The 23,050-nt window shown below is 53.6% G+C and carries 21 protein-coding genes and 1 pseudogene; 14 read left to right on the top strand and 8 right to left on the bottom strand.

All coding sequences use genetic code 11. The annotated features are described in order from the left end of the window. Positions 1 to 123: 123 nt before the first annotated feature. Entirely contained in the window at positions 124 to 2,625 is a 2,502-nt protein-coding gene (gene copA, locus J4685_RS14280; RefSeq protein WP_000083896.1) for a copper-exporting P-type ATPase CopA, read from the bottom strand. A gap of 109 nt (positions 2,626 to 2,734) precedes the next feature. Between copA and cueR the strand changes: the two genes are divergently transcribed. Beyond that, a complete protein-coding gene (gene cueR, locus J4685_RS14275; RefSeq protein ID WP_001026758.1) occupies positions 2,735 to 3,151 on the top strand; it encodes a Cu(I)-responsive transcriptional regulator in 417 nt (138 codons plus the stop codon). Here the strand turns inward: cueR and J4685_RS14270 are convergent, their stop codons facing one another. Further along, positions 3,152 to 3,604, bottom strand: a complete 453-nt coding sequence (locus J4685_RS14270) for an NfeD family protein (protein ID WP_000561174.1) — start codon at positions 3,602 to 3,604, stop codon at positions 3,152 to 3,154. It abuts the gene before it with no gap. Continuing rightward, a pseudogene (locus J4685_RS14265) lies at positions 3,601 to 4,368 on the bottom strand (SPFH domain-containing protein); the annotation flags it as partial. The pseudogene J4685_RS14265 and the gene J4685_RS14270, both read right to left, overlap by 4 nt. 116 nt (positions 4,369 to 4,484) lie before the next feature. Here J4685_RS14265 and fetA point away from each other — a divergent pair. Further along, positions 4,485 to 5,162 (top strand): iron efflux ABC transporter ATP-binding subunit FetA, encoded by a 678-nt coding sequence (fetA, locus tag J4685_RS14260; protein WP_000140183.1) that lies wholly within the window; start codon positions 4,485 to 4,487, stop codon positions 5,160 to 5,162. Next, positions 5,149 to 5,928, top strand: coding sequence for an iron efflux ABC transporter permease subunit FetB (gene fetB, locus J4685_RS14255; protein WP_001002125.1), 780 nt, complete (start codon positions 5,149 to 5,151; stop codon positions 5,926 to 5,928). Before fetA ends, fetB begins: the two co-directional genes overlap by 14 nt. A gap of 85 nt (positions 5,929 to 6,013) precedes the next feature. Here the strand turns inward: fetB and cnoX are convergent, their stop codons facing one another. The 3 genes from cnoX to tesA all read right to left on the bottom strand — a co-directional run bounded on the left by cnoX (position 6,014) and on the right by tesA (position 8,467). Beyond that, positions 6,014 to 6,868 carry a chaperedoxin gene (gene cnoX / locus J4685_RS14250; RefSeq protein ID WP_000116068.1) on the bottom strand — a complete coding sequence of 285 codons (855 nt, stop codon included), beginning with the start codon at positions 6,866 to 6,868 and terminating at the stop codon, positions 6,014 to 6,016. 59 nt (positions 6,869 to 6,927) lie between these two features. After that, complete coding sequence (locus tag J4685_RS14245) at positions 6,928 to 7,698, bottom strand: SDR family oxidoreductase (protein WP_001172799.1); 771 nt, start codon at positions 7,696 to 7,698, stop codon at positions 6,928 to 6,930. Between the two features lie 154 nt (positions 7,699 to 7,852). Further along, the gene (gene tesA / locus J4685_RS14240) at positions 7,853 to 8,467 is read right to left on the bottom strand and encodes a multifunctional acyl-CoA thioesterase I/protease I/lysophospholipase L1 (RefSeq protein WP_001010574.1); all 615 of its coding nucleotides are present in this window, start codon (positions 8,465 to 8,467) and stop codon (positions 7,853 to 7,855) included. On the opposite strand from tesA, the gene ybbA reads away from it, so the two are divergent. The 6 genes from ybbA to J4685_RS14210 all read left to right on the top strand — a co-directional run bounded on the left by ybbA (position 8,438) and on the right by J4685_RS14210 (position 15,646). Further along, entirely contained in the window at positions 8,438 to 9,124 is a 687-nt protein-coding gene (gene ybbA, locus J4685_RS14235) for a putative ABC transporter ATP-binding protein YbbA (protein WP_001110598.1), read from the top strand. The genes tesA and ybbA overlap by 30 nt on opposite strands. Continuing rightward, the gene (gene ybbP, locus J4685_RS14230) at positions 9,121 to 11,535 is read left to right on the top strand and encodes a putative ABC transporter permease subunit YbbP (RefSeq protein ID WP_000561761.1); all 2,415 of its coding nucleotides are present in this window, start codon (positions 9,121 to 9,123) and stop codon (positions 11,533 to 11,535) included. Before ybbA ends, ybbP begins: the two co-directional genes overlap by 4 nt. A gap of 185 nt (positions 11,536 to 11,720) precedes the next feature. Further along, positions 11,721 to 12,854: a porin gene (locus tag J4685_RS14225; RefSeq protein ID WP_000152874.1), complete on the top strand. Its 1,134-nt coding sequence runs from the start codon at positions 11,721 to 11,723 to the stop codon at positions 12,852 to 12,854. 256 nt (positions 12,855 to 13,110) lie between these two features. Next, entirely contained in the window at positions 13,111 to 13,941 is an 831-nt protein-coding gene (locus J4685_RS14220) for a MetQ/NlpA family ABC transporter substrate-binding protein (RefSeq protein WP_000524317.1), read from the top strand. A gap of 36 nt (positions 13,942 to 13,977) precedes the next feature. Then, positions 13,978 to 14,994, top strand: coding sequence for a virulence-associated ABC transporter ATP-binding protein SfbB (gene sfbB, locus J4685_RS14215; RefSeq protein ID WP_000569665.1), 1,017 nt, complete (start codon positions 13,978 to 13,980; stop codon positions 14,992 to 14,994). Beyond that, positions 14,987 to 15,646 carry a methionine ABC transporter permease gene (locus tag J4685_RS14210; RefSeq protein WP_000342247.1) on the top strand — a complete coding sequence of 220 codons (660 nt, stop codon included), beginning with the start codon at positions 14,987 to 14,989 and terminating at the stop codon, positions 15,644 to 15,646. The genes sfbB and J4685_RS14210 overlap by 8 nt, the downstream gene beginning before the upstream one ends. A gap of 38 nt (positions 15,647 to 15,684) precedes the next feature. Here the strand turns inward: J4685_RS14210 and mnmH are convergent, their stop codons facing one another. Beyond that, positions 15,685 to 16,779, bottom strand: coding sequence for a tRNA 2-selenouridine(34) synthase MnmH (gene mnmH / locus J4685_RS14205; RefSeq protein WP_001154066.1), 1,095 nt, complete (start codon positions 16,777 to 16,779; stop codon positions 15,685 to 15,687). Positions 16,780 to 16,848: 69 nt separating this feature from the next. Continuing rightward, entirely contained in the window at positions 16,849 to 17,775 is a 927-nt protein-coding gene (gene allS, locus J4685_RS14200) for an HTH-type transcriptional activator AllS (protein ID WP_000460164.1), read from the bottom strand. 226 nt (positions 17,776 to 18,001) lie between these two features. Here allS and allA point away from each other — a divergent pair, with 226 nt between their 5' ends. The 5 genes from allA (at position 18,002) to glxR (ending at position 23,014) form a co-directional block, all read left to right on the top strand. After that, positions 18,002 to 18,484, top strand: coding sequence for an ureidoglycolate lyase (allA, locus tag J4685_RS14195; RefSeq protein ID WP_000764659.1), 483 nt, complete (start codon positions 18,002 to 18,004; stop codon positions 18,482 to 18,484). Between the two features lie 78 nt (positions 18,485 to 18,562). Beyond that, on the top strand, positions 18,563 to 19,381 hold the full coding sequence (gene allR / locus J4685_RS14190) for an HTH-type transcriptional repressor AllR (protein WP_000141265.1): 819 nt from the start codon (positions 18,563 to 18,565) through the stop codon (positions 19,379 to 19,381). An 84-nt stretch (positions 19,382 to 19,465) separates the two neighbouring features. After that, positions 19,466 to 21,247 carry a glyoxylate carboligase gene (gene gcl / locus J4685_RS14185; protein ID WP_001096860.1) on the top strand — a complete coding sequence of 594 codons (1,782 nt, stop codon included), beginning with the start codon at positions 19,466 to 19,468 and terminating at the stop codon, positions 21,245 to 21,247. A 12-nt stretch (positions 21,248 to 21,259) separates the two neighbouring features. Next, positions 21,260 to 22,036, top strand: a complete 777-nt coding sequence (gene gip / locus J4685_RS14180) for a hydroxypyruvate isomerase Gip (protein WP_000943590.1) — start codon at positions 21,260 to 21,262, stop codon at positions 22,034 to 22,036. Between the two features lie 99 nt (positions 22,037 to 22,135). Continuing rightward, positions 22,136 to 23,014, top strand: coding sequence for a 2-hydroxy-3-oxopropionate reductase (gene glxR, locus J4685_RS14175; RefSeq protein ID WP_000765817.1), 879 nt, complete (start codon positions 22,136 to 22,138; stop codon positions 23,012 to 23,014). Positions 23,015 to 23,050 lie beyond the last annotated feature (36 nt).

The following is a 23,050-nucleotide window of genomic DNA, read 5'->3' as shown; positions in this document are numbered from 1 at the left end:
ATTATAAAATGTTGTTTTTTATTTTTCTACAGGATGTGCGGTTAAATTTTTATATATTGATACGGTAAATTACTGATGGCTTAATAATATATCAGGCAGCTGATGCTGCCTGATATAGCGTTTTTACGCTTTCGGTTTAAAGCGCAATAGCCGGTTGGCATTGCTCACGACGGTAATGGAAGACAGCGCCATTGCCGCGCCCGCTACTACCGGGTTTAACAAGGTACCGGTAAATGGCCACAGAATACCGGCGGCCACCGGGATACCAATGCTGTTGTAGATAAATGCGCCAAGCAGGTTTTGCTTCATATTGCGCAACATCGCGCGCGAAATGGCCAGCGCATCCGCCACGCCCATCAGACTATGGCGCATCAGCGTAATCGCCGCGGTTTCAATCGCCACATCGCTGCCGCCGCCCATCGCGATACCGACGTCCGCCTGCGCCAGCGCGGGCGCATCGTTGATACCATCGCCGACCATCGCAACCTGACGACCCTGGCTTTGCAGACGTTTAATCGCATCGGCTTTGCCATCCGGCAGAACGCCCGCAATGACTTCGTCAATACCCGCTTCTTTGGCAATCGCGTTAGCCGTCGTTGGGTTATCCCCGGTGAGCATTACCAGACGGTATCCGGCGTTGTGCAGGCGTTCAAGCGCGGCAATACTATCGCTGCGCAATGGATCGCGTACCGCCAGTAACGCCGCCGCTTTACCGTCAATCGCCAGCAGGACCGGAGTCGAGCCTTGCGAGGCCTGCGCGGTGATTTCCGCCGTCATATCATCCGTGGCGACGTGCTGTTCGTTCAGCAACGCCTGGTTCCCCAGAAGCAGTTGATGGCCTTCCGCTTCACCGCTGACGCCCAGTCCGCGCAGAGTTCTGAAACCGTTCACCTGCGGCAGTTTATCGTCGCCGGCTTTTTCCAGAATCGCATGGGCCAGCGGGTGGCTGGAGCCTTGTTCGAGCGCGGCTGCCAGACGTAATGCCTGAGCTTCATCAACGCCGTTAAAGGTTTTTACCGCCACCACTTGCGGCTTGCCTTCCGTCAGCGTCCCGGTTTTATCAAAAACGAGGGTATCCAACGTACTGGCGCGTTGCAGGGCATCGGCGTCGCGTACCAGCACGCCGAATTCGGCAGCGCGGCCTACACCGGAAATAATCGACATTGGCGTCGCCAGGCCTAATGCGCAAGGGCAGGCGATAATCAGTACGGTGGTGGCGATGACCAGCGTATAAACAATTTGCGGCGCCGGTCCGAAGAAATACCAGATAGCGGCGCTGAACAGCGCAATGGCCACGACGACGGGAACGAATACCGCGGAGATTTTATCGGCCAGTTGGCCAATTTCCGGTTTACTGCTTTGCGCCTGGCGTACCATGCGAATAATGCGTGACAGCGTGGTATGACTGCCCACCGCGCTGGCGCGGAACAGGACGCTGCCGTCCTGGACGACGGTGCCGGCATGAACGCTGTCGCCTTCGCCTTTTTGCTGCGGAATGGGTTCGCCGGTCAGCATGGCTTCATCAAGCCACGCTTCGCCTTGGGTAATTTGGCCATCCACCGGCACGCGATCGCCGGTAGTGAGCCGCAGCAGCATCCCCGGCTGAACGTCCGCCAGCGGGACGCTTTTTTCGCCGTCTTCTGTCACGACGCGTGCGGTGGGCGGGGTGAGATCGAGTAATTTTTCCAGCGCTTTTGAGGAACGCTGACGGGCGCGCGCTTCTAGCATGTGTCCGAGATTAATCAGACCGATAATCATCGCGCTGGCTTCGTAATAGAGGTGCCGCGCTTCCATCGGGAACCACTGCGGCCACAGGTTGACGCTCATGGAGTAGAGCCAGGCGACCCCGGTGCCGAGCGCCACCAGCGTATCCATCGTCGCCGTGCCGTTCAGCAGGCTTTTCCACGCGTTACGGTAAAAGTGACCGCCCGCAAAGACCATCACCGCAAGCGTGATCAGGCCAATAGCCAGCCACAGGCTGCGGTTGTCGCCGGTCACCATCATGTTATCGCCGATCATCCCCCAGACCATGACCGGTATACCGACCGCCAGGGCGACGATTGCCTGCCAGCGAAAACGTTTCATGGTGGCGATGGCGGTTTCCTGCTGGCGCTCGCGGCGTTTGATGTCATCTTCAATCGCTTCTGCGCCGTAGCCGGCTTTTTCCACCGCCTGCACTAAATCAGCGGCGGACGCGCTGCCCATCACCAGCGCAGTGCGTTCCGCCAGGTTTACCCGTGCCTGCGTGACGCCCGGTACGCTTTGTAGCGCATGTTGTACGCGGGTGACACAACTGGCGCAGCTCATGCCGCTTAACAGCAACTGTTGGCTTTCTTCATCGGCCGTCGCTACCGGAAGCTCATGAGGAACCGCTGCCAGTGCTTCCGACGGGATTGATGACTCCGTCAGCGGTTTAGCCTTTGGGTGGCTTAATGTCGCGCCATACTCGGCTTGTTTGATGGTTTCAATTAACGCGTCCGCACTGGCGGTACCGGTAACGTGCGCTTCGGTTACGGTAACGTCCGCCAGCTCAACATCCGGACGTTGTTCAAGGCTTTCTTTCACGCGTTTAACGCAATGACCGCAGGACAAACCGTCCAGGGTCAGGTCGATAGTTTGAGACATAGTAAAAACTCCTTTATGATTGGTCATCAATTCATTGACCTTAGTAATCGTAGTGACTCACTGTGATAAAGGTTAAACCTTCCAGCAAGGTTAAGGTCAAGGGGGAAATATGAATATTAGCGATGTGGCGAAAAAAACCGGTTTAACCAGCAAAGCCATTCGGTTTTATGAAGAGAAAGGGCTGGTGACGCCGCCATTACGTAGCGAAAATGGTTATCGCACCTACACGCAGAAGCATTTAAACGAGCTGACGTTGCTGCGACAGGCGAGGCAGGTGGGGTTTAATCTGGAAGAGTGTGGCGAACTGGTCAATCTGTTTAACGATCCGCGACGCCATAGCGCAGATGTGAAAAAGCGGACGCTGGAAAAGGTCGCGGAGATCGAGCGCCATATCAGCGAGCTGCAATCAATGCGCGATCAACTGCTGGCGCTGGCGGATAGTTGTCCCGGCGATGACAGCGCCGACTGCCCGATTATTGATAATCTTTCCGGCTGCTGTCATCACAAGGCGCAAAAGCCACGTTGATTAAACGGCACGAATGCGTAAGGTGATGCCTTCCACGGCGATCACTTCGACATGCGTACCTGCGCGCAGGTCTTCGTCAGCGCATACCGGCCACGAGCTGTCGCCGACACGCATATGACCCCGTCCGTTCACTAACGCGGCATCAAGCATAAACCGGCGGCCTATCAGTTGTTGTCCGCGTTGGTTAAGGCGGCTGTCGGTCGGCTTTTGTTCCCGCACGCGACGCGCCAGCCAGCGCCACCAAAGCCAGGCCGCCAGTAACGTTAAGGCCGCAAACAGCACGCCCTGCCATTCCCAGCCGAGCGGTAAGAGCCAGACGGTTAAGCCGGTAATCACTGCCGCCACGCCGCTCCACAGCAAATAGCCGTTACCGCCGAGCATTTCCGCAGCCAACAACAGGCCGCCGAGGCTAAGCCAGAAGATATGCGGATGTACCAGAATCATCGCTATCATGCTTTTTTCCGTTCACTGGCGCTGTCCTTAACCAGCTCGCTGATCCCGGCGATAGCGCCCATCAGACTGCTGGCATCCAGCGGCATCATGACCACTTTGCTGTTATTCGCCGAGCCGATTTGCTGTAACGCTTCGGTGTATTTCTGCGCCACGAAGTAGTTTATCGCCTGAATATCCCCGGCGGCGATGGCTTCAGATACCATCTGCGTAGCGCGGGCTTCCGCTTCGGCGGAACGTTCGCGCGCTTCCGCCTGCAGGAAAGCGGACTGACGTTCGCCTTCTGCTTTCAGAATCTGCGACTGTTTTTCCCCCTCGGCTTTCAGGATTTCCGCCTGACGTACCCCTTCGGCCTCAAGGATATAGGCGCGTTTGGTACGTTCCGCTTTCATCTGGGCGTTCATAGAGGAGATCAATTCCGCGGGCGGGCGGACATCGCGAATTTCGATACGGGTAACTTTAATTCCCCACGGATTGGTGGCTTCATCGACAATATGCAGCAGCCGCGTGTTGATGCTGTCGCGCTGGGAGAGCATTTCATCCAGCTCCATCGAACCGAGCACCGTACGGATATTGGTCATGGTCAGGTTAATGATCGCCAGTTCCAGGTTACTGACTTCATAAGCGGCGCGCGGCGCATCGATAACCTGAATAAAACAGACCGCATCGATAGTGACGTTGGCGTTATCTTTTGAGATCACCTCCTGCGACGGAATATCCAGCACTTGCTCCATCATATTGATCTTGCGGCCAATTCTGTCCATAAACCGATTTTGCTGACGAATTAAGCGAATTATACCTGATTCAGTAAAGCATGTTCCCCCCTTATTAATTACAGGGATACACTATCGCTATAAAAATATGAACAACGGATGCGCAATAAATGACAGAACGTAGCATATTGCTTGAGTTAAAGCAGGTCGGTTACCGGACTGCGACGACAAAAATAGTGAATAACATCAGTTTTACGCTGCAACGCGGCGAATTTAAGTTAATTACCGGTCCTTCTGGCTGCGGAAAAAGTACGTTGTTGAAAATGGTGGCCTCGTTAATAAGCTCTGATATCGGCGTGATTCTTTTTGAGGGGCAGGATATTACTACTCTGAGTCCGGAAGCCTATCGCCAGCAGGTTTCTTATTGCGCTCAGACGCCAGCGCTATTTGGTGATACAGTTTACGATAACCTGATTTTTCCCTGGCAAATTCGCCATCAGCGCCCGCAGCCGACAGCCTTCGCAGACGATCTGGCGCGTTTTGAACTGCCGGAGACGATTCTGCAAAAACCGATTGCCGCACTTTCCGGCGGGGAAAAACAGCGTATTGCTCTAATTCGTAATCTACAGTTTCTGCCGAAAATACTGTTACTCGACGAAATAACCAGCGCGCTGGATGAACATAACAAGCGGAATGTGAATGATATTATTCATCGCTATGTTTGCGATAAGCAGGTCGCTGTCTTGTGGGTAACGCATGATAAAGATGAAATTCAACACGCGGATAAGGTGATAACGTTAACGCCATCTGCCGGAGAGATGCAGGAGGCGCGTTATGAACGAGCATAATATTACCAATACCTCGCTGGCGTTATCGATGCTGCTGGTGGTGGTCGCGATGCTCATCAGTCACAAGGAAAAGCTGGCGCTGGAAAAAGATATTCTGTGGAGCGTATGCCGGGCGGTGATACAGCTCATTATTGTCGGCTATGTACTGAAATACATCTTTGGCGTTAATCATGCCGCCCTGACGCTGCTGATGGTGCTGTTCATCTGTTTTAACGCCGCCTGGAACGCGCAAAAGCGCAGTAAATATATCGATAAGGCATTTCTCTCCTCGTTTATCGCCATCACCGTCGGCGCCGGGCTAACGCTGACGGTACTGGTGCTTACCGGTTCGATTGAATTTGCGCCGATGCAGGTGATTCCCATCGCTGGCATGGTCGCCGGCAATGCGATGGTGGCGGTAGAGCTGTGCTACAACCAACTGGGGCTGCGTTTTCATAGCGAGCAGCAGCAAATCCAGGAAAAACTAAGTTTGGGCGCAACGCCGAAAATGGCCTCCGCCGGGCTTATCCGCGATAGCATCCGCGCATCGCTTATCCCGACGATCGACTCGGCAAAGACCGTTGGGCTGGTGAGCCTGCCGGGGATGATGTCTGGGCTGATTTTTGCCAGGATCGATCCGGTAAAAGCGATTAAATATCAAATTATGGTAACGTTTATGCTGTTATCGACAGCCAGCCTGTCTACCATCATTGCCTGCTATTTAACCTACCGGAAGTTCTATAATTCGCGTCATCAGTTGGTAGTGATGCCGCTCAAGAAATCATGATAGTTGCCGGATGATGGCGCAAGCGCCTTATCCGGCCTGAGGACGACAGGTAGGCCAGATAAGCGCGCCATCAGGCAAGAGAGGATTAATACAGTAGCGCGTACAACTGGCGGCGGTATTTCGACGCCAGCGCGTCGCCGGTGCCGAGCGCGGCAAGGATCTCCTGGAAGGTTTTGCGCGTCTGTCCCTCGGCGGCGGCAAGATCTTTTCTCAGATGGCTGAACAGCAATTCCAGCGCTTCTTCATTACGTCCGACATGGTGCAACTGCAACGCCAGTTGCGTTGCCAAAGCCGCATCCTGCGGATTCTCCGCGACTTGCTGCTGAAGTTGCTGAATTTCCGGCGTATCCGCCGCCTGTTTAAGCAGTTCGATCTGCGCGACCAGCCCCTGATAACGGGTATCCTGATCCTGTAGCGGTATAGTTTTTAACACCGCTTCGGCCTCTTCAGAGCGGTTCAGCGCAATTTGCGCTTCCGCCAGTAACAGGCCAATCTCACTGTTCTGCGAAGAGAGCTGCCAGGCGTCTTTGAGCAACGGCAGCGCGTCAATGTAGTTGCCCTCCTGCATTAACTGCATCGCTTGTTGCGCTTTTAGCTCTTCTTCACGCGGCAGTACTTTATCCAGCAGAGCGCGGATCGCCTCTTCCGGCTGCGGCCCCTGGAAACCATCGACCGGTTGGCCATTCTGGAACAGATAGACTGTCGGGATGGCGCGCAGACCAAACTGAGCGGCGCTCATCTGTTCGGCGTCGCAGTCCAGCTTTGCCAGAATAAACTGACCGTGGTACTGGGCAGCCAGACTTTCCAGCACTGGCGTTAATTGCAGACAGTGTTGGCTGCGTTCAGACCAGAAATAGAACAGTACCGGCGTGGTCATGGACTGCTCTAAGGTCTGCTGCAGGTTGGATTCATTAATATTGACAATGTTCTGTACGGACATGGCGTCGCTCTCTTTTGTCTGTGTCACGTTTACATGGGGGCTGACGGGCGCGCTTCAACTCAGCTTTGTAAAATTTTATCCAGCATCCGGCCCGGCAATAGGCGTTTCAGCGCCATCACTGCCCAGGTGACTAGCGTAACGGGATAGCGCAGCCTGGGTTTATCGCTTGCAAAAGCATGACGAACTTTCGCTACTACCGCGTCAGGATCGCGGGTGAAACGTGCGGCGATGCCGGGATTTTCTACCGGTTTATCACGCTGCGTCTGGTTAACGTTATCGGTAAAACGGGTACGAATCGGCCCCGGTTCTATCAGGCTCACTTTAATGCCTGTATGCCGTAGCTCCATACGTAGCGCGTCAGACCAGGCTTCGAGCGCATATTTGCTGGCGGCGTAAGCGCCGCGCCCTGGGGTGGAAATCAGCCCCATCACCGATGAGGTCATCACAATGCGCCCTTCGCCATGCGGCAACATGGCGGGAAGTAAGCGCATGGTAAGCTGATGCGCGCCGAAAAAATTACTGGAAAACTGTTGCTCCATCTGCTCACGGCTGATGGTGGAAAGGGGGCCATACACGCCGTAGCCGGCATTGTTAAAGATCCCATACAGACGATTATCGGTCAGGGCGATCATTTCATCGGCGGCACGATCCACGCTTTCAGGGGAGTCGAGATCGATCAACACGCCGGTAAATCCCATACTGTTCATCCGGGCGACATCATCAGGTTTGCGGCAGCCCGCCAGGATTTGAAAGCCCTGGCGTTTAAGTTCAAGCGCGCTGTCCAGACCGATTCCGCTGGAACATCCTGTTATTAAGACCGATTTTTGCATAACTTTACCTGTCAGGATCTCCGTTGATTTAAGAGTCGTGGTTAACTATATCCGTCATACTTCAAGTTGCCTGTGCGTTCGTTTACTCCAGTCACATAGGTATCTGTGCTCCTGGAAATTCTCTTACGTGCCGCCTTCATGCAACTCGAATGATTCAGGAGAGAAAAGGGGTCAACTGCTTCGCCATCCAGTCGGCAATAAACGGCTGGGCGTCGCGGTTGGGATGAATACCGTCATCCTGCATCCACTGTGGTTTCAGATATACCTCTTCCATAAAAAACGGTAACAGAGGAATATCGAACTCTTTGGCGAGCTTAGGATAAATGGCGCTAAAGGATTCATTATAACGGCGACCGTAGTTAGCGGGCAGATGAATTTGCATCAGTAACGGTTGGGCATCGGCGGCTTTCACCGTCTGAATGATTTTACGTAGCGTCTGTTCGGTTTGCGCAGGCGCAAAACCGCGTAGGCCATCGTTGCCGCCAAGTTCCACCACTACCCAGCGCGGGTGATGCTGTTGCAACAGCGCCGGCAAACGCGCCAGTCCCTGCTGCGAGGTATCACCGCTTATACTGGCATTAACGACCGACGTTTTGTTTTGCCATTTATCATTAAGGAGCGACGGCCATGCCGCGCTGGCGGCCATACGGTAACCGGCGCTGAGGCTATCGCCCAGAATTAATAAGGTGTCTGCGGCGGCGGCACGGAAAGTTAACAGGATCAAAAACAGGAAGGGCAAATGCCAGCGGAAAACAGTGTTGAAGTTCATCGTCTCAGGAAGTCCGTCGGTCAGGGTGAGCATGAGCTTTCCATCCTTACCGGAGTTGAACTGGTTGTCAAACGCGGTGAAACCATTGCGCTGATTGGCGAATCAGGATCGGGAAAATCTACGCTGCTGGCGATTCTCGCCGGACTGGATGACGGCAGTAGCGGAGAGGTCAGTCTGGTCGGGAAACCGCTTCACCAGATGGACGAAGAGGCGCGGGCGCAGCTTCGCGCTCAGCATGTCGGTTTTGTTTTTCAATCCTTCATGCTTATTCCTACGCTTAACGCGCTGGAAAACGTTGAGCTACCGGCCCTGCTACGCGGTGAAAACAGCGGTCAGAGTAAGGCGGGGGCGAAAGCGCTGCTCGAACAACTGGGACTGGGAAAACGGCTTGACCACCTTCCGGCACAGCTTTCCGGCGGCGAACAGCAGCGCGTAGCGCTGGCGCGCGCGTTTAACGGGCGTCCTGATGTGCTGTTTGCCGATGAGCCGACGGGCAACCTTGACCGTCAGACCGGAGATAAAATCGCCGACCTGCTATTTTCGCTTAACCGCGAGCACGGCACCACGCTGATTCTGGTGACGCACGACCCGGCGCTGGCGGCGCGCTGCGACCGGCGGCTGCGGTTGGTCAACGGTCAGTTACAGGAGGAGGCATGATAGCCCGCTGGTTCTGGCGCGAATGGCGCTCGCCGTCGCTGATTATTGTCTGGCTGGCGTTGAGTCTGGCGGTGGCCTGCGTACTGGCGCTCGGCAGTATCAGCGACCGGATGGAAAAAGGGTTAAGTCAGCAAAGCCGCGAGTTTATGGCAGGCGATCGGACGCTGCAAAGTTCGCGGGAGGTACCGAAAGCCTGGCTTGAAGAGGCGCGTAAACGCGGCCTTAACGTGGGCGAGCAGTTAACCTTTGCGACCATGACGTTTGCCGGCGATACGCCGCAACTAGCCAGCGTGAAGGCGGTAGATAGCGTTTATCCGATGTACGGCGAATTGCAAACCCGTCCTGACGGAGTGAAACCGCAGCCGGGTAGCGTACTGCTGGCGCCGCGTCTGATGGCGCTGCTTAATTTGAAAACGGGCGATACCATTGATGTCGGCGACGTGACCTTGCGTATTGCCGGTGAAGTGGTGCAGGAGCCGGATTCCGGATTTAACCCTTTTCAGATGGCGCCGCGCCTGATGATGAATATGGCCGATGTGGCAAAAACCGGTGCGATACAGCCGGGGAGCCGCGTGATGTGGCGGTATAAATTCGGCGGAACGCCGCAACAGCTTGCTGGCTATGAAAGCTGGCTGTTACCGCAGCTTAAACCGGAACATCGCTGGTACGGACTGGAGCAGGATGACGGGGCATTGGGGAAATCGCTCGAACGTTCGCAGCAGTTTTTGCTGCTTTCGGCGTTATTAACGCTACTGCTGGCGGTAGCTGCCGTCGCGGTGGCGATGAGCCATTACTGCCGTAGCCGCTACGATCTGGTGGCGATTTTAAAAACGTTGGGCGCGGGCCGGGCCCAGTTACGTAAACTTATCATCGGACAGTGGTTGATGGTGCTGGGGCTTTCCGCCGTCACGGGAGGCGCGATTGGGTTACTGTTTGAAAACATATTGCTGATGCTGCTAAAACCGGTACTGCCCGCCGATTTGCCGCCCGCCAGCCTGTGGCCCTGGCTGTGGGCGCTGGGCGCGATGACGGTCATCTCTCTGCTGGTCGGTTTACGGCCTTATCGATTGTTGCTGGCGACCCAGCCGCTACGGGTGCTGCGCCGCGACGTTGTCGCTCGCGTCTGGCCGTTAAAAATTTATTTGCCTGTCGCCTGCGCCGTCGTGGTGGCGCTGCTCGCCGGATTGATGGGCGGAAGCATGCTGTTGTGGGCGGTTCTGGCGGGCGCCGTGATACTGGCGCTGCTGTGCGGTCTGGTGGGGTGGATGCTGCTTAACGTGCTGCGCGGCATGACGTTGACGTCGCTACCGCTGCGTCTGGCCGTCAGCCGGCTTCTGCGTCAGCCGTGGTCAACGTTGAGTCAGCTTTCGGCGTTTTCGCTTTCGTTTATGCTGCTGGCGCTCTTGCTGGTGCTGCGCGGCGATCTCCTCGATCGCTGGCAACAGCAGCTCCCGCCGGAAAGTCCGAACTATTTCCTTATCAATATTGCTTCAGAGCAGGTCGCGCCGCTGAAAGCCTTTTTGGCGGAACATCAGGTGATCCCGCAGACGTTTTATCCGATTGTGCGGGCGCGGTTAACGAAGATAAACGGTAATCCGACGGAAGGTCAGCAGGATGAGTCGCTCAACCGTGAACTGAATTTGACCTGGCAGGATACGCGCCCGGCGCATAACCCGCTGGTCGCCGGTCACTGGCCGCCAAAACCGGGCGAAGTCTCCATGGAAGAGGGGCTGGCGAAGCGGCTGAACGTCAAACTCGGCGATAGCGTAACCTTTATGGGCGATACCCAGGCGTTTAGCGCTAAAGTTACCAGCCTGCGTCAAGTGGACTGGGAAAGCCTGCGGCCCAACTTTTTCTTCATTTTTCCTTCCGGGGCGCTGGACGGGCAACCACAAAGCTGGTTGACCAGTTTTCGCTGGGAGAATGGCAACGGCATGTTAACGCAGCTTAACCGCGAGTTTCCTACCGTCAGCCTGTTGGATATCGGGGCGATCCTGAAACAGGTGGGGCAGGTGCTGGAGCAGGTCAGCCGGGCGCTGGAGGTGATGGTTGTGCTAGTCACCCTCTGCGGCATGTTGCTATTACTGGCCCAGGTACAGGTCGGGATGCGTCAGCGCCATCAGGAGCTGGTGGTGTGGCGCACGTTAGGAGCCGGCAAAAAACTGTTGCGTACCACACTCTGGTGTGAATTCGCCATGCTGGGGTTAGTTGCCGGGCTGGTCGCCGCGATTGGCGCGGAGACGGCGCTGACGATCTTACAAATCAACGTTTTTGATTTCCCCTGGGAGCCGGACTGGCGTTTATGGGTCGCACTGCCGTTTTGCGGCGCGCTGCTGCTTTCCGTATGCGGCGGCTGGCTTGGCGTTCGTTTGCTTAAAGGCAAAGCGCTATTCCGCCAGTTTAGCGGATGATTCATTATGTGAATAATTTCGCGCCGGTTTTTAAAACGGCGCGTACTTTTTTAGTCGCACAAATTGATAACTCCTTGATTTTTAGTAGCACAAATCATTAAAAAATACACAACACGTAAGGTTTTATAACAGTTATTATTTGCCTGCTAAATGATTTGGATTGGCTATCTATCAAGGAAAATATAATGACAATTAAAATAACAGCGTTGGCGGCATCGATCGGCGCGGCAGTGGCTTTCATGCCTTTCGCCACTCAGGCGGAAATCACCGTTTTAAAACAAGATCCCCAGGCGGGTAATCCACTCAGCCGACTCAATTTCACCGTTGGCGGGAGTATTCGTCCGCAGTTCCAGAATATGACCGGTAATGACGGCGCGAACGGTTATAAACGTAATGGTTTTGATGGCGGGACGCGTTTCCGCTTCGCCGCGGATTATTATCTGTTTGATGATGTCAGTTGGATTAGCTATTACGAGCTGGGCGTCAATATCCCTGCGGTATTTGACTGGGATAACCATTATGCGAAGGGCGCGACTGATACCACTCGCCGTATGCTGTATACCGGCTTCAAGAGCGCGACGTGGGGAACGCTGACCTTCGGTCAACAGAACAGCATTTATTACGATGTGGTGGGCGTAAAAACCGATATCTGGGATTACGACATGATAGGTCAGGCGCCGGGCAACGGGATTAACGGCGACTACGATGGTTCTTATCGCACGCGTAAGTCATTGAAGTATAAGAAAAGCATTGGCAATGTCGATCTCTACGCGTCTTATCTGTTCAGCGACGATTATAATGCCAATAACGGCCTGAATTACAAACGTAAAGGCGGCGGTTCTTTAGGCGCGGATTACCATCTCACCGACGATCTGACCTGGGGGACGGCATGGAACTATACCCGTGCGGAGATGCGCGGCAACGGCAATAAAACTTACGATCAAAATATTGTCGGTACCGCGTTAAGCTGGACGCCGGAAAACTGGACTATTGCCGCAGGCGGCGGTTGGTATCAGAACTTTATGACGACCAAAAAAGTATCTGTGAATGATTACTTTGCCGGCGATGCGTGGGGTCTGGAATATTTTGTCGGTTACGCTTTCCCGATTGGTCAGTATGCCGTGAAAGCTATTCAACCGTACTTTATGGGCGACCGCATTGAATATGTGAATGGCCGCGACTATCTGCGTACCGATAACGGCGTGGGGATCACCTTCCAACTGGATTATGGTTTCCGCGTTGATTATGAACATGTTTTCACCTCCAGCACTGACAATCTGGGCGATATGAACCTGGTGCGTCTGCGTTACGATTTCTAAAGCGTTTTCCTGTGCCGGATGTTGGCGTTAAGACCTCTTATCCGGCATTTCCCTTTACGCCATTCCCGCCTGACACACGCCTGAGCGCCTGCCTCGTACATTTAACGACACACCAGGAAACATCATGAAATAATTTCAAGGACAGCAGGCTGTGATCTGTGTCATGTTAAGAAATAGCCTTTCGTTTGGGCCAAAACAGACGATGCCGCATGAACGGCATCCGGCACAGCATCACACTATTTAAAATGGAGAAATTATGGGATTGCGTCAGAGTTTACGCATTGCGGCCAGCACGCTATTACTGGCCTGCGGATTACAGTTTGCCCATGCCGATAGTTCCCCGCAAACGATCGTATTTGGCGTCGCGCCAGGGCCGTATGGCGACATGGTGAAGCAGGCGATTGCGCCGACATTAAAAGAAAAAGGGTATAAGGTCGTGGTGCGCGAGTTTAGCGACTATGTCCAGCCCAATATGGCGTTAGCTAACGGCAGCATTGACGCCAACCTCTTTCAACATACCCTCTATTTTGACAAATTCACCGCTGACAAAGGGCTGAAGCTCAGCAAACTTATTGTGGTACCGACCGCCGGGATGGGCTTCTATTCACGTAAAATCAACAGTCTGGATGCGCTTAAAAAAGGGGACATTATTACCCTCTCCAACGATCCGACCAACCTGGCGCGCGGCCTTCGCTTCCTGCAATCGTTGGGGCTTATCACGATTAAGGACAATATCGATCCGACCAAAGCCTCTGAACGAGATATCGCCAGCAATCCAAAAGGACTGGTTTTCAAACCGCTGGAAGCCGCACAGCTACCGCGCACGCTGGATGGCGTGACCGGCGCGCTGGTTAACGGGAACTTTGCGGTGGCGGCAGGACTCGATCTCTCCAGCGCGATTAAGCAGGAACACCTGGATGAGAACCTGAAAAATATCATTGCGGTACGCAGTGAAGATGCCGATAAGCCGTTTGCCAAAGATATTGTCGAGGCGGTGAAATCGCCGGCTTATCGCGCAGTCATCGACGATCCAAAGAATATTTATAGCGCCTTCCAGAAACCGGAATGGATGACCGCGACACCCTGATCGCAGCGGTGGCCATCCCCAATTTCTGAGGTGAATATGATTGAAATAGAAAAAGTCTGCGTCGATTTTACCGCCGGTCGCGGTACCCCCACGCGCGCGGTGGATAATGTGAGTCTGCATATCGCCGCGGGCGAGATTTTTGGCATTGTCGGTACCAGCGGCGCAGGAAAAAGCACTCTGCTGCGTACCCTGAACGCCTTAACGCGTCCCAGTCAGGGGCGCGTCAACGTCAACGGCGTGGAAATTTCTGCGCTGGACGGAAAAGCGTTACGCCAGGCGCGGCAGCGTATTGGTATGATTTTCCAGCATTTTAACTTAATGCATACCCGGACAGTGGCGCAAAACGTGGCGTTTAGCCTGAAAGCGGCTGGCTGGGAACGCAGCAAAATCGCGCCACGGGTGGCGGAAATTTTAACGCTGGTGGGCCTTGCCGATAAAGCGAACCGTTTTCCGGTACAGCTCAGCGGCGGGCAAAAACAGCGGGTGGGGATAGCCCGCGCCATCGCTAACCATCCGGATGTGTTGCTGTGTGACGAACCGACTTCCGCTCTGGATCTGGAAACTTCCGCCACGATTCTGGCCCTGCTCAGACAGATCAACGCACAGCTCGGGATTACTATTGTGCTGATCACCCATGAAATGAACGTGATCAAATCTATTTGCGATCGCGTGGCGGTGATGTCGGGCGGTAAGGTTGTGGAATCGGGCGAGGTGTTTGATGTGTTTGCCCACCCGCAACACGCTTTCACACAGCAACTGGTGTCTCATACCCTTAATTTGACCCTGCCGGAACGCTTACGGGAACACCTGCCCGGGCAGTTGCTGAAAATTTTGTTTATCGGCGATTCGGCGGAGCAGCCGGTACTGTCGGAGGTGGCGATCAAGTTTGGCGTCGCGGTCAATATCCTGCATGGCAAGATTGAGTATATCGGCGAACGCGCGTTGGGCATTCTGGTGGTGCAATTAACCGCGCCGCATAATCCAACGGCGGTGGCCGCCGCCGTGGAGCATATCCGTCAACGTACTGCACAGGTGGAGGTGATCCGTGGATGATTTATTGCCGGATTTAACGCTGGCGTTCAATGAAACTTTCCAGATGTTGAGTATTTCAACGGTGCTGGCGATTCTTGGCGGTCTACCGCTCGGTTTTCTGATTTTTGTCACCGATCGTCATCTGTTCTGGCAGAACCGTTTTATTTATCTCGTCGCTTCGGTTCTGGTGAATATTATCCGCTCGGTGCCATTTGTTATTTTACTGGTGCTGTTACTGCCGCTAACGCAGCTTTTGCTGGGCAATACGATAGGCCCGATTGCGGCCTCCGTCCCGCTGTCGGTGGCCGCAATCGCGTTTTATGCACGCCTGGTAGATAGCGCGCTCCGTGAAGTCGATAAAGGGATTATTGAGGCGGCGCTGGCATTCGGCGCTAGTCCGATGCGTATTATCTGTACCGTACTGTTGCCGGAAGCCAGCGCAGGGCTGCTGCGCGGCCTGACGATTACGCTGGTAAGCTTAATCGGCTACTCGGCGATGGCCGGGATTGTCGGCGGCGGCGGGGTAGGCGACCTGGCGATTCGCTATGGCTACTACCGTTACGAAACCGAAGTGATGGTTGTTACCGTAGTGGCGCTGATTGTGCTGGTTCAGGTCGTTCAGATGCTGGGCGACTGGCTGGCAAAACGTGCCGACAAGCGCGACAGACACTAAGCCGGCTCAATGTAGCGTCAGCCGGCAATAAAAATAAGCTATTGCTCTTTTAGCCAGTTGGCAACGTCTTGCCATGTGCCGCGAAAAACGATATTCGCGGCTTTTTTCTCCAGTTGATAGCGATACATTGGGTCGTAATATTCGTTAAGTAGCGGAACCAGCCATGCCATATGGCCGTCGGTGCTGCCGCTGGATAATTGCTCTGCCAGCGCCCTATCCAGCGTGTCCGTCAGTTCGGCAAAGCGTTGCAACCCCAGACGGCGGCGAATAGCGAACAGTCCATGATGAAGATATTCACTATACGCCTGCCAACCGGCTTCATCGCCGTAGGCGTGGGTGAAGTCGTGATGCATACGGATGAAATACTCTTCACGCAGTCGTTCCAGACGAAGCGCAAACGGATCTTCCACTACTGCAATGGGGGCCTGCGCCATTCTTTCGCGTAAACACTCAGGCAGATGGTTGGCGCCGATCGTTCGCCCTTCATCTTCCAGTACCCACCTTTTTAGCGTCTGATGCGCGTTAATTTTCAGCAATTCAACGGCAAGTTTGTTTTCAAAACTGGCCTGGCTGAGCTGGGGGTTCAGCGTGCGGCCAAAAGAGGAGCCGCGATGACGCGCGAGACCTTCCAGATCCACGCCGTTGGGCTGTTGTCGCACCAGTTGCGTTTTGCCGCTGCCCGTACAGCCGCCAATTAAAAGTATCGGTTTTTGCGCCAGTTGCCAGGTCGCCTGAATTGCTGTCTGGCGCAGCGCTTTATAGCCGCCTTCAATAAGCGGGCAGTCAATCCCTGTTTCTTTCAGCCAACGTTGTACGATATGTGACCGCTGACCGCCGCGCGCGCAGCACAGATACCCGTTGGGGAAACGTTGATACGCGGCTTTCCAGGCCTCAAGCCGCTGCTGGCGAATGTCGCCGCAAACCAGCCGATGCCCCAGCGCTAACGCCGCATCCGCGCCCTGACGTTTGTAGCAGGTGCCGACGGCGGCTCGCTCGTCATCCATCATCAATGGCAGGTTGATAGCGCCCGGCATGGCGCCCTGTTCAAACTCAATCGGCGCGCGTACATCAATTAAAGGCGTATCGGCAAGGAGGAGCGCGCGATAGTCCTGTGCTTTTTGTCTGTCTTGCATAACGTAAAACGTAACCTCAAATCATCCCTTGCGTTATTTTACGCGCCAATTCGCAAAGTGGCTTGATTTTTAACAGCGTACCGTGTTGAAAATGGATAAAAAACCGGCTATTTCGGGTTGTCGTTGGGTAAATAATTTCACAATGTCTTCTACCGCTTTGCCTCCGCCAAATTTATGCCAGGCGAGGCTTAACGGTGAGGGCGGACGCATCGTCGGGATGGTACAGCTTACCAGTTCGTTTTTGTCGATCAGCGTTTGACAGAGCGGCTGCGGGACAAAACCGATACCGACGCCTGCCAGATGAGCGGCGATTTTGGTTTCCATATCAGGCACGATAATTTCCTTCTGCCCCGGAAGGCGCCAGGCTACCCGCTTGGTCAGCGTACGCGCGCTGTCTTCGATATTAATTGCCGGGAAACGGCGCAACTGCGCTTCTGTTAGAGGCCCGCTGACGTGAGCTAAAGGATGATCCGCGGACATTACAAAACGCCATTGTACGGAACCTAAAGGGTCGAGCATAAAGGTATTAGCCAACGGCTCGGTGCCAGTTACGCCAATCGCCAGCGAAAAACCTTCATACAGGAGCGAATCCCAGACGCCCATATAAATTTGCTGGGAAAAGTGAAACTGAGTGAAAGGGTAACGCGCATTAAGCCACGATAAGAGACTGGCGACCGCTTGCGGGCTATAAAGCAGGTTATTCACCACAATATTGACCTGACGCTCTACGCCGTCGTTAACCTGGCGTAGCTCGTCAGGCATGCTGTCCAGCCACGCAAGCCAGTCTTTTGCCTGAGAGAGAAGGTGAGAGCCCGCCGCCGTCAACGAGACGCTTCGCGTTGTACGAAAGAACAGCCCTACGCCGGTATTTTCCTCCAGCAGTTTGATGCGGTAGCTAATGGTTGCCGTGGTTTTACACAGGCGCTCCGCCGCTTTGGAGAAACTCCCCGTTTCGGCAACGCTGATAAAGGTACGCAGTGTTTCCGGGTCAAACATCGTCAGACGCCTCCTTACGATCCTGATAAAACCAGAATTGTTTTCCTATGATTTTTAAGTAGTTTTACATAATAGCCATGTTTGATTTGTGGTCTAAATCTACTTTTGGAAAAATATTCCAACTTTTATGTTGATGTTAAATCCCGAAGGTTTTAGATTGCATGGTATTGAAACCGGACAGAGTCCACACCGCGGTTAAACGGAATCGAGCTACAAGGGAAAAAGAATGAAACTTGAGGTATTACCGTTAGATCAGAAGACGTTCAGCGCCTATGGCGATGTTATTGAGACGCAGGAACGTGACTTTTTTCATATAAACAACGGGTTAGTTGAGCGATATCACGACCTGGCGAAGGTTGAAGTTCTGGAGCAGGATCGCACGCTGATCAGTATTAACAGGGCGCAACCGGCCGCGATGCCTATTGTGGTACATGAACTGGAACGTCATCCTTTAGGTACGCAGGCGTTTGTGCCGATGAACGGCGAGGCTTTTGTCGTTATTGTCGCGCTCGGCGATGATAAACCCGATCTCTCCACGCTGCGGGCGTTTATTAGCAATGGACGGCAGGGCGTCAATTATCACCGTAATGTATGGCATCACCCGCTGTTTGCATGGCAGACGGTTACCGATTTTCTGACGGTGGATCGCGGTGGCAGCGATAACTGTGATGTTGAAAGTATCCCGACACATGAACTCTGTTTTGCGTGACGCTATTGGCCTTCTTGCATAAGATGAACATATTGTTCATTGTTTATGCTCATATTTTGGGCCGGAGTTAACGTAAATATGACGGAAGTAAGACGACGCGGCAGGCCAGGACAGGCAGAGCCGACTGCGCAGAAAGGCGCTCAGGCGCTGGAGAGGGGCATAGCGATATTGCAATATCTCGAAAGAAGCGGCGGCAGTTCATCAGTTAGCGATATTTCCGGCAGCCTGGATTTACCGCTTTCTACGACGTTTCGCCTGTTAAAGGTACTGCAAGCGGCTGATTTTGTGTACCAGGATAGCCAGCTTGGCTGGTGGCATATTGGTTTAGGCGTATTTAATGTGGGCTCTGCGTATATTCATAATCGCGATGTTCTCTCGGTGGCCGGGCCCTTTATGCACCGACTTATGCTGCTTTCTGGCGAGACGGTCAACGTAGCGATTCGCAACGGTAATGAAGCGGTGTTAATCGGTCAAAAGGAGTGCAAATCGATGGTCAGAATGTGCGCGCCCTTAGGGAGTCGTCTGCCGTTACATGCTTCCGGCGCCGGAAAAGCGCTGCTTTACCCGCTCACCGAAGAAGAGCTGGTGGGGATCGTCGTCAATACCGGTTTGCGGCGGTTTACGCCGACCACTCTGGTGGATTTACCTATCCTGCTTAAAAATCTGGAGCAGGCGCGTGAACAGGGCTACACCGTCGACCAGGAAGAACATGTTGTCGGGCTGAATTGTATCGCCTCCGCTATCTATGACGATGCGGGCAGCGTGGTCGCCGCTATCTCGATATCGGGACCGGCTTCCCGGCTGACGGAAGATCGCTTTATCAGCCAGGGGGAACTGGTACGGGATACCGCGAAAGACATCAGTACGGCGCTTGGGCTAAAACCCCCTGTAGCCTGAGCCGCATCCCGCTCGCTGGAGCGGGACTTTTTTAAAATTTTTAAAAGTTGGAAACTTTTTCCAATAAAAAGAGGTAGCAATAAAATGGCAAAAATGAGAGCCGTGGATGCGGCAATGTATGTGCTGGAAAAAGAAGGTATCACCACAGCATTCGGCGTTCCTGGGGCTGCAATCAACCCCTTCTATTCTGCAATGCGTAAGCATGGAGGCATTCGCCATATACTGGCGCGTCATGTGGAAGGCGCTTCGCATATGGCTGAGGACTACACACGTGCGGCGGCAGGTAATATTGGGGTCTGCCTGGGCACTTCCGGCCCGGCGGGAACCGACATGATCACCGCGCTCTATTCCGCTTCTGCCGACTCTATCCCGATTTTATGCATTACCGGCCAGGCGCCACGAGCGCGTCTGCACAAGGAAGATTTCCAGGCAGTCGATATTGAAGCGATTGCAAAACCAGTCAGCAAGATGGCAGTGACGGTTCGTGAGGCGGCGCTGGTGCCGCGCGTATTACAGCAGGCTTTTCATCTGATGCGCTCAGGCCGCCCAGGTCCTGTGCTGGTTGATTTACCGTTTGATGTCCAGGTTGCGGAAATCGAATTCGATCCGGATATGTATGAGCCGCTGCCGGTATATAAGCCAGCCGCCAGCCGCGTACAGATTGAAAAGGCGCTGGAGATGCTGATTCAGTCCGAGCGTCCGGTAATTGTCGCGGGCGGCGGGGTTATTAACGCCGACGCCGCGCCACTGCTGCAGCAGTTTGCCGAACTGATCAACGTACCGGTGATCCCTACCCTGATGGGCTGGGGCTGTATCCCGGACGATCACCCCTTAATGGCGGGGATGGTCGGCCTGCAAACGGCGCATCGCTACGGCAACGCCACTCTGCTGGCATCCGATATGGTTTTTGGCATCGGTAACCGTTTTGCTAACCGTCATACGGGGTCCGTTGAGAAATATACTCAGGGGCGAAAAATCATCCATATCGATATTGAACCGACGCAAATTGGCCGCGTGTTGTGTCCGGATCTGGGCATCGTTTCGGACGCCAAAGCGGCTCTAACGTTGCTGATCGATGTCGCGCAGGAGATGCAAAAGGCGGGGCGTTTGCCATGCCGGAAGACTTGGGTGGACGAATGCCAGCAGCGTAAACGGACTTTGCTGCGTAAAACCCACTTTGACAACGTGCCAGTGAAGCCGCAGCGCGTCTATGAAGAGATGAACAAAGCCTTTGGTCGCGATGTGTGCTATGTCACCACCATTGGATTGTCGCAAATCGCGGCAGCGCAGATGCTGCATGTGTTTAAAGACAGACACTGGATCAACTGCGGCCAGGCGGGGCCTCTTGGCTGGACAATCCCGGCGGCATTAGGGGTTTGTGCTGCCGATCCACAACGCAATGTGGTGGCGATTTCCGGCGATTTCGACTTCCAGTTCCTGATTGAAGAGTTAGCCGTCGGCGCACAGTTTAACATTCCGTATATCCATGTGCTGGTTAACAACGCTTATCTTGGTCTGATTCGCCAGTCGCAACGCGCATTTGACATGGACTACTGCGTGCAGCTCGCCTTTGAAAATATCAACTCCAGCGAAGTGAATGGCTATGGCGTTGACCATGTAAAAGTGGCGGAAGGATTAGGCTGTAAAGCAATTCGTGTCTTTAAACCGGAAGATATTGCGCCTGCATTTGAACAAGCTAAAGCGCTGATGGCGCAATATCGCGTTCCGGTGGTGGTGGAAGTCATTCTGGAACGCGTAACCAATATTTCCATGGGCAGCGAACTGGATAACGTAACCGAGTTTGAAGAGGTTGCGGATAGTGCGAAAGATGCGCCAACAGAAACCTGTTTTATGAAATATGAGTAAGGGAGGTAATCGATGTTACGTTTCTCTGCCAATCTTTCTATGCTGTTTACGGAATATGATTTCCTGGAACGCTTTGATAAAGCGGCGTTGTCGGGATTTCGCGGCGTGGAATTCATGTTTCCCTACGATAACGACATCGAAGTGTTAAAACGTAAGCTCAGGGATAATAATCTGGAACATACGTTACATAATTTACCGGCTGGCGACTGGGCGGCTGGCGAACGTGGAATTGCCTGTATTCCTGGGCGCGAAGAAGAATTTCGCGATGGCGTAGCGGCCGCAATCCGTTATGCACGTGCGTTAGGCAATAAGAAAATAAATTGTCTGGTGGGTAAAACGCCGTCAGGATTCTCCGCAACGGAGATCCACGACACGTTGGTCGAAAACCTGCGCTATGCGGCAAATATGCTGGCGAAAGAAGACATTTTATTACTTATCGAACCTATTAATCACTTTGATATGCCGGGATTCCATCTCACCGGCACTCAACAGGCGTTAGCATTAATTAAGGATATCGGCAGCGATAATATCAAAATTCAGTATGATATTTATCACATGCAACGCATGGAAGGGGAATTAACGCAAACCATGACGGCATGGGCCGATAAAATAGGTCATTTACAGATTGCTGATAACCCGCGTCGCGGCGAGCCGGGGACCGGGGAAATCAATTATGACTTTATTTTTAATGTCATTAAACAGTCTGATTATGATGGCTGGGTTGGCTGTGAATATAAACCACTGACTACCACGGAAGCGGGATTATCGTGGATTAATCAGTACCGTTAAAACGCAGAATAATTCGGGCAGCGCTTTTTTTCCACTGTGTTGGAAGGGGATTGTGTTGCCTGAATCTGGAAACACCGAAAGCAATAAAAGAGGTTGTATATGAAACTGGGATTTATTGGCCTGGGAATTATGGGCTCGCCAATGGCTATCAATTTGGCACGCGCCGGTCATCAATTACACGTTACGACTATTGGTCCGGTCGCGGACGAACTGCTCTCGCTGGGGGCGGTAAATGTTGAGACTGCACGTCAGGTAACTGAATTTGCAGACATCATCTTCATAATGGTGCCGGATACGCCGCAGGTTGAAGAGGTGTTATTTGGCGAACACGGTTGCGCCAAAACATCGCTTCAGGGAAAAACCATCGTCGATATGAGTTCTATTTCTCCTATCGAAACCAAACGTTTTGCCCAGCGCGTTAATGAAATGGGCGCTGATTACCTGGATGCCCCGGTTTCCGGGGGAGAAATCGGGGCGCGTGAAGGCACTCTGTCGATTATGGTCGGCGGCGAGCAGAAAGTCTTTGACCGCGTTAAACCGCTCTTTGACATCCTGGGAAAAAATATCACCCTGGTGGGCGGCAATGGGGATGGGCAAACCTGTAAGGTGGCTAACCAAATTATTGTTGCGCTGAATATTGAAGCGGTTTCTGAAGCCTTAGTGTTTGCTTCAAAAGCAGGCTCCGATCCGGTACGCGTGCGCCAGGCGTTAATGGGCGGGTTCGCCTCTTCACGCATTCTGGAAGTTCACGGCGAGCGGATGATCAACCGGACGTTCGAGCCTGGTTTCAAAATCGCGCTTCATCAGAAAGACCTTAATCTTGCATTGCAAAGCGCAAAAGCGCTGGCGCTGAATTTACCGAATACGGCGACCTGCCAGGAATTATTCAATACCTGTGCGGCAAATGGCGGGAGCCAGCTTGATCATTCGGCAATGGTACAGGCGCTGGAATTAATGGCCAATCATAAATTGTCCTAATTATGTGTATCGCTGCGGCTGCAGCGATACCTGTTC

The sequence above is a fragment of the Salmonella sp. 32100201201700099SM genome, from assembly GCF_017572645.1.
GTDB classification, from domain to species: Bacteria; Pseudomonadota; Gammaproteobacteria; order Enterobacterales; family Enterobacteriaceae; genus Salmonella; species Salmonella enterica.
This window is presented reverse-complemented; position numbering and strand designations above follow the sequence as displayed.

Bases quoted from the DNA above. Each gene is read 5' to 3' on its own strand.
- gcl (WP_001096860.1), top strand. From the start codon at position 19,466: ATGGCAAAAATGAGAGCCGTGGATGCGGCAATGTATGTGCTGGAAAAA.
- allS (WP_000460164.1), bottom strand. From the start codon at position 17,775: ATGTTTGACCCGGAAACACTGCGTACCTTTATCAGCGTTGCCGAAACG.
- fetA (WP_000140183.1), top strand. From the start codon at position 4,485: ATGACAGAACGTAGCATATTGCTTGAGTTAAAGCAGGTCGGTTACCGG.
- ybbP (WP_000561761.1), top strand. From the start codon at position 9,121: ATGATAGCCCGCTGGTTCTGGCGCGAATGGCGCTCGCCGTCGCTGATT.
- ybbA (WP_001110598.1), top strand. From the start codon at position 8,438: ATGCCAGCGGAAAACAGTGTTGAAGTTCATCGTCTCAGGAAGTCCGTC.
- cnoX (WP_000116068.1), bottom strand. From the start codon at position 6,868: ATGTCCGTACAGAACATTGTCAATATTAATGAATCCAACCTGCAGCAG.
- allA (WP_000764659.1), top strand. From the start codon at position 18,002: ATGAAACTTGAGGTATTACCGTTAGATCAGAAGACGTTCAGCGCCTAT.
- glxR (WP_000765817.1), top strand. From the start codon at position 22,136: ATGAAACTGGGATTTATTGGCCTGGGAATTATGGGCTCGCCAATGGCT.
- copA (WP_000083896.1), bottom strand. From the start codon at position 2,625: ATGTCTCAAACTATCGACCTGACCCTGGACGGTTTGTCCTGCGGTCAT.
- cueR (WP_001026758.1), top strand. From the start codon at position 2,735: ATGAATATTAGCGATGTGGCGAAAAAAACCGGTTTAACCAGCAAAGCC.
- J4685_RS14270 (WP_000561174.1), bottom strand. From the start codon at position 3,604: ATGATAGCGATGATTCTGGTACATCCGCATATCTTCTGGCTTAGCCTC.
- mnmH (WP_001154066.1), bottom strand. From the start codon at position 16,779: ATGCAAGACAGACAAAAAGCACAGGACTATCGCGCGCTCCTCCTTGCC.
- fetB (WP_001002125.1), top strand. From the start codon at position 5,149: ATGAACGAGCATAATATTACCAATACCTCGCTGGCGTTATCGATGCTG.
- tesA (WP_001010574.1), bottom strand. From the start codon at position 8,467: ATGAACTTCAACACTGTTTTCCGCTGGCATTTGCCCTTCCTGTTTTTG.
- J4685_RS14220 (WP_000524317.1), top strand. From the start codon at position 13,111: ATGGGATTGCGTCAGAGTTTACGCATTGCGGCCAGCACGCTATTACTG.
- J4685_RS14245 (WP_001172799.1), bottom strand. From the start codon at position 7,698: ATGCAAAAATCGGTCTTAATAACAGGATGTTCCAGCGGAATCGGTCTG.
- sfbB (WP_000569665.1), top strand. From the start codon at position 13,978: ATGATTGAAATAGAAAAAGTCTGCGTCGATTTTACCGCCGGTCGCGGT.
- gip (WP_000943590.1), top strand. From the start codon at position 21,260: ATGTTACGTTTCTCTGCCAATCTTTCTATGCTGTTTACGGAATATGAT.
- J4685_RS14225 (WP_000152874.1), top strand. From the start codon at position 11,721: ATGACAATTAAAATAACAGCGTTGGCGGCATCGATCGGCGCGGCAGTG.
- allR (WP_000141265.1), top strand. From the start codon at position 18,563: ATGACGGAAGTAAGACGACGCGGCAGGCCAGGACAGGCAGAGCCGACT.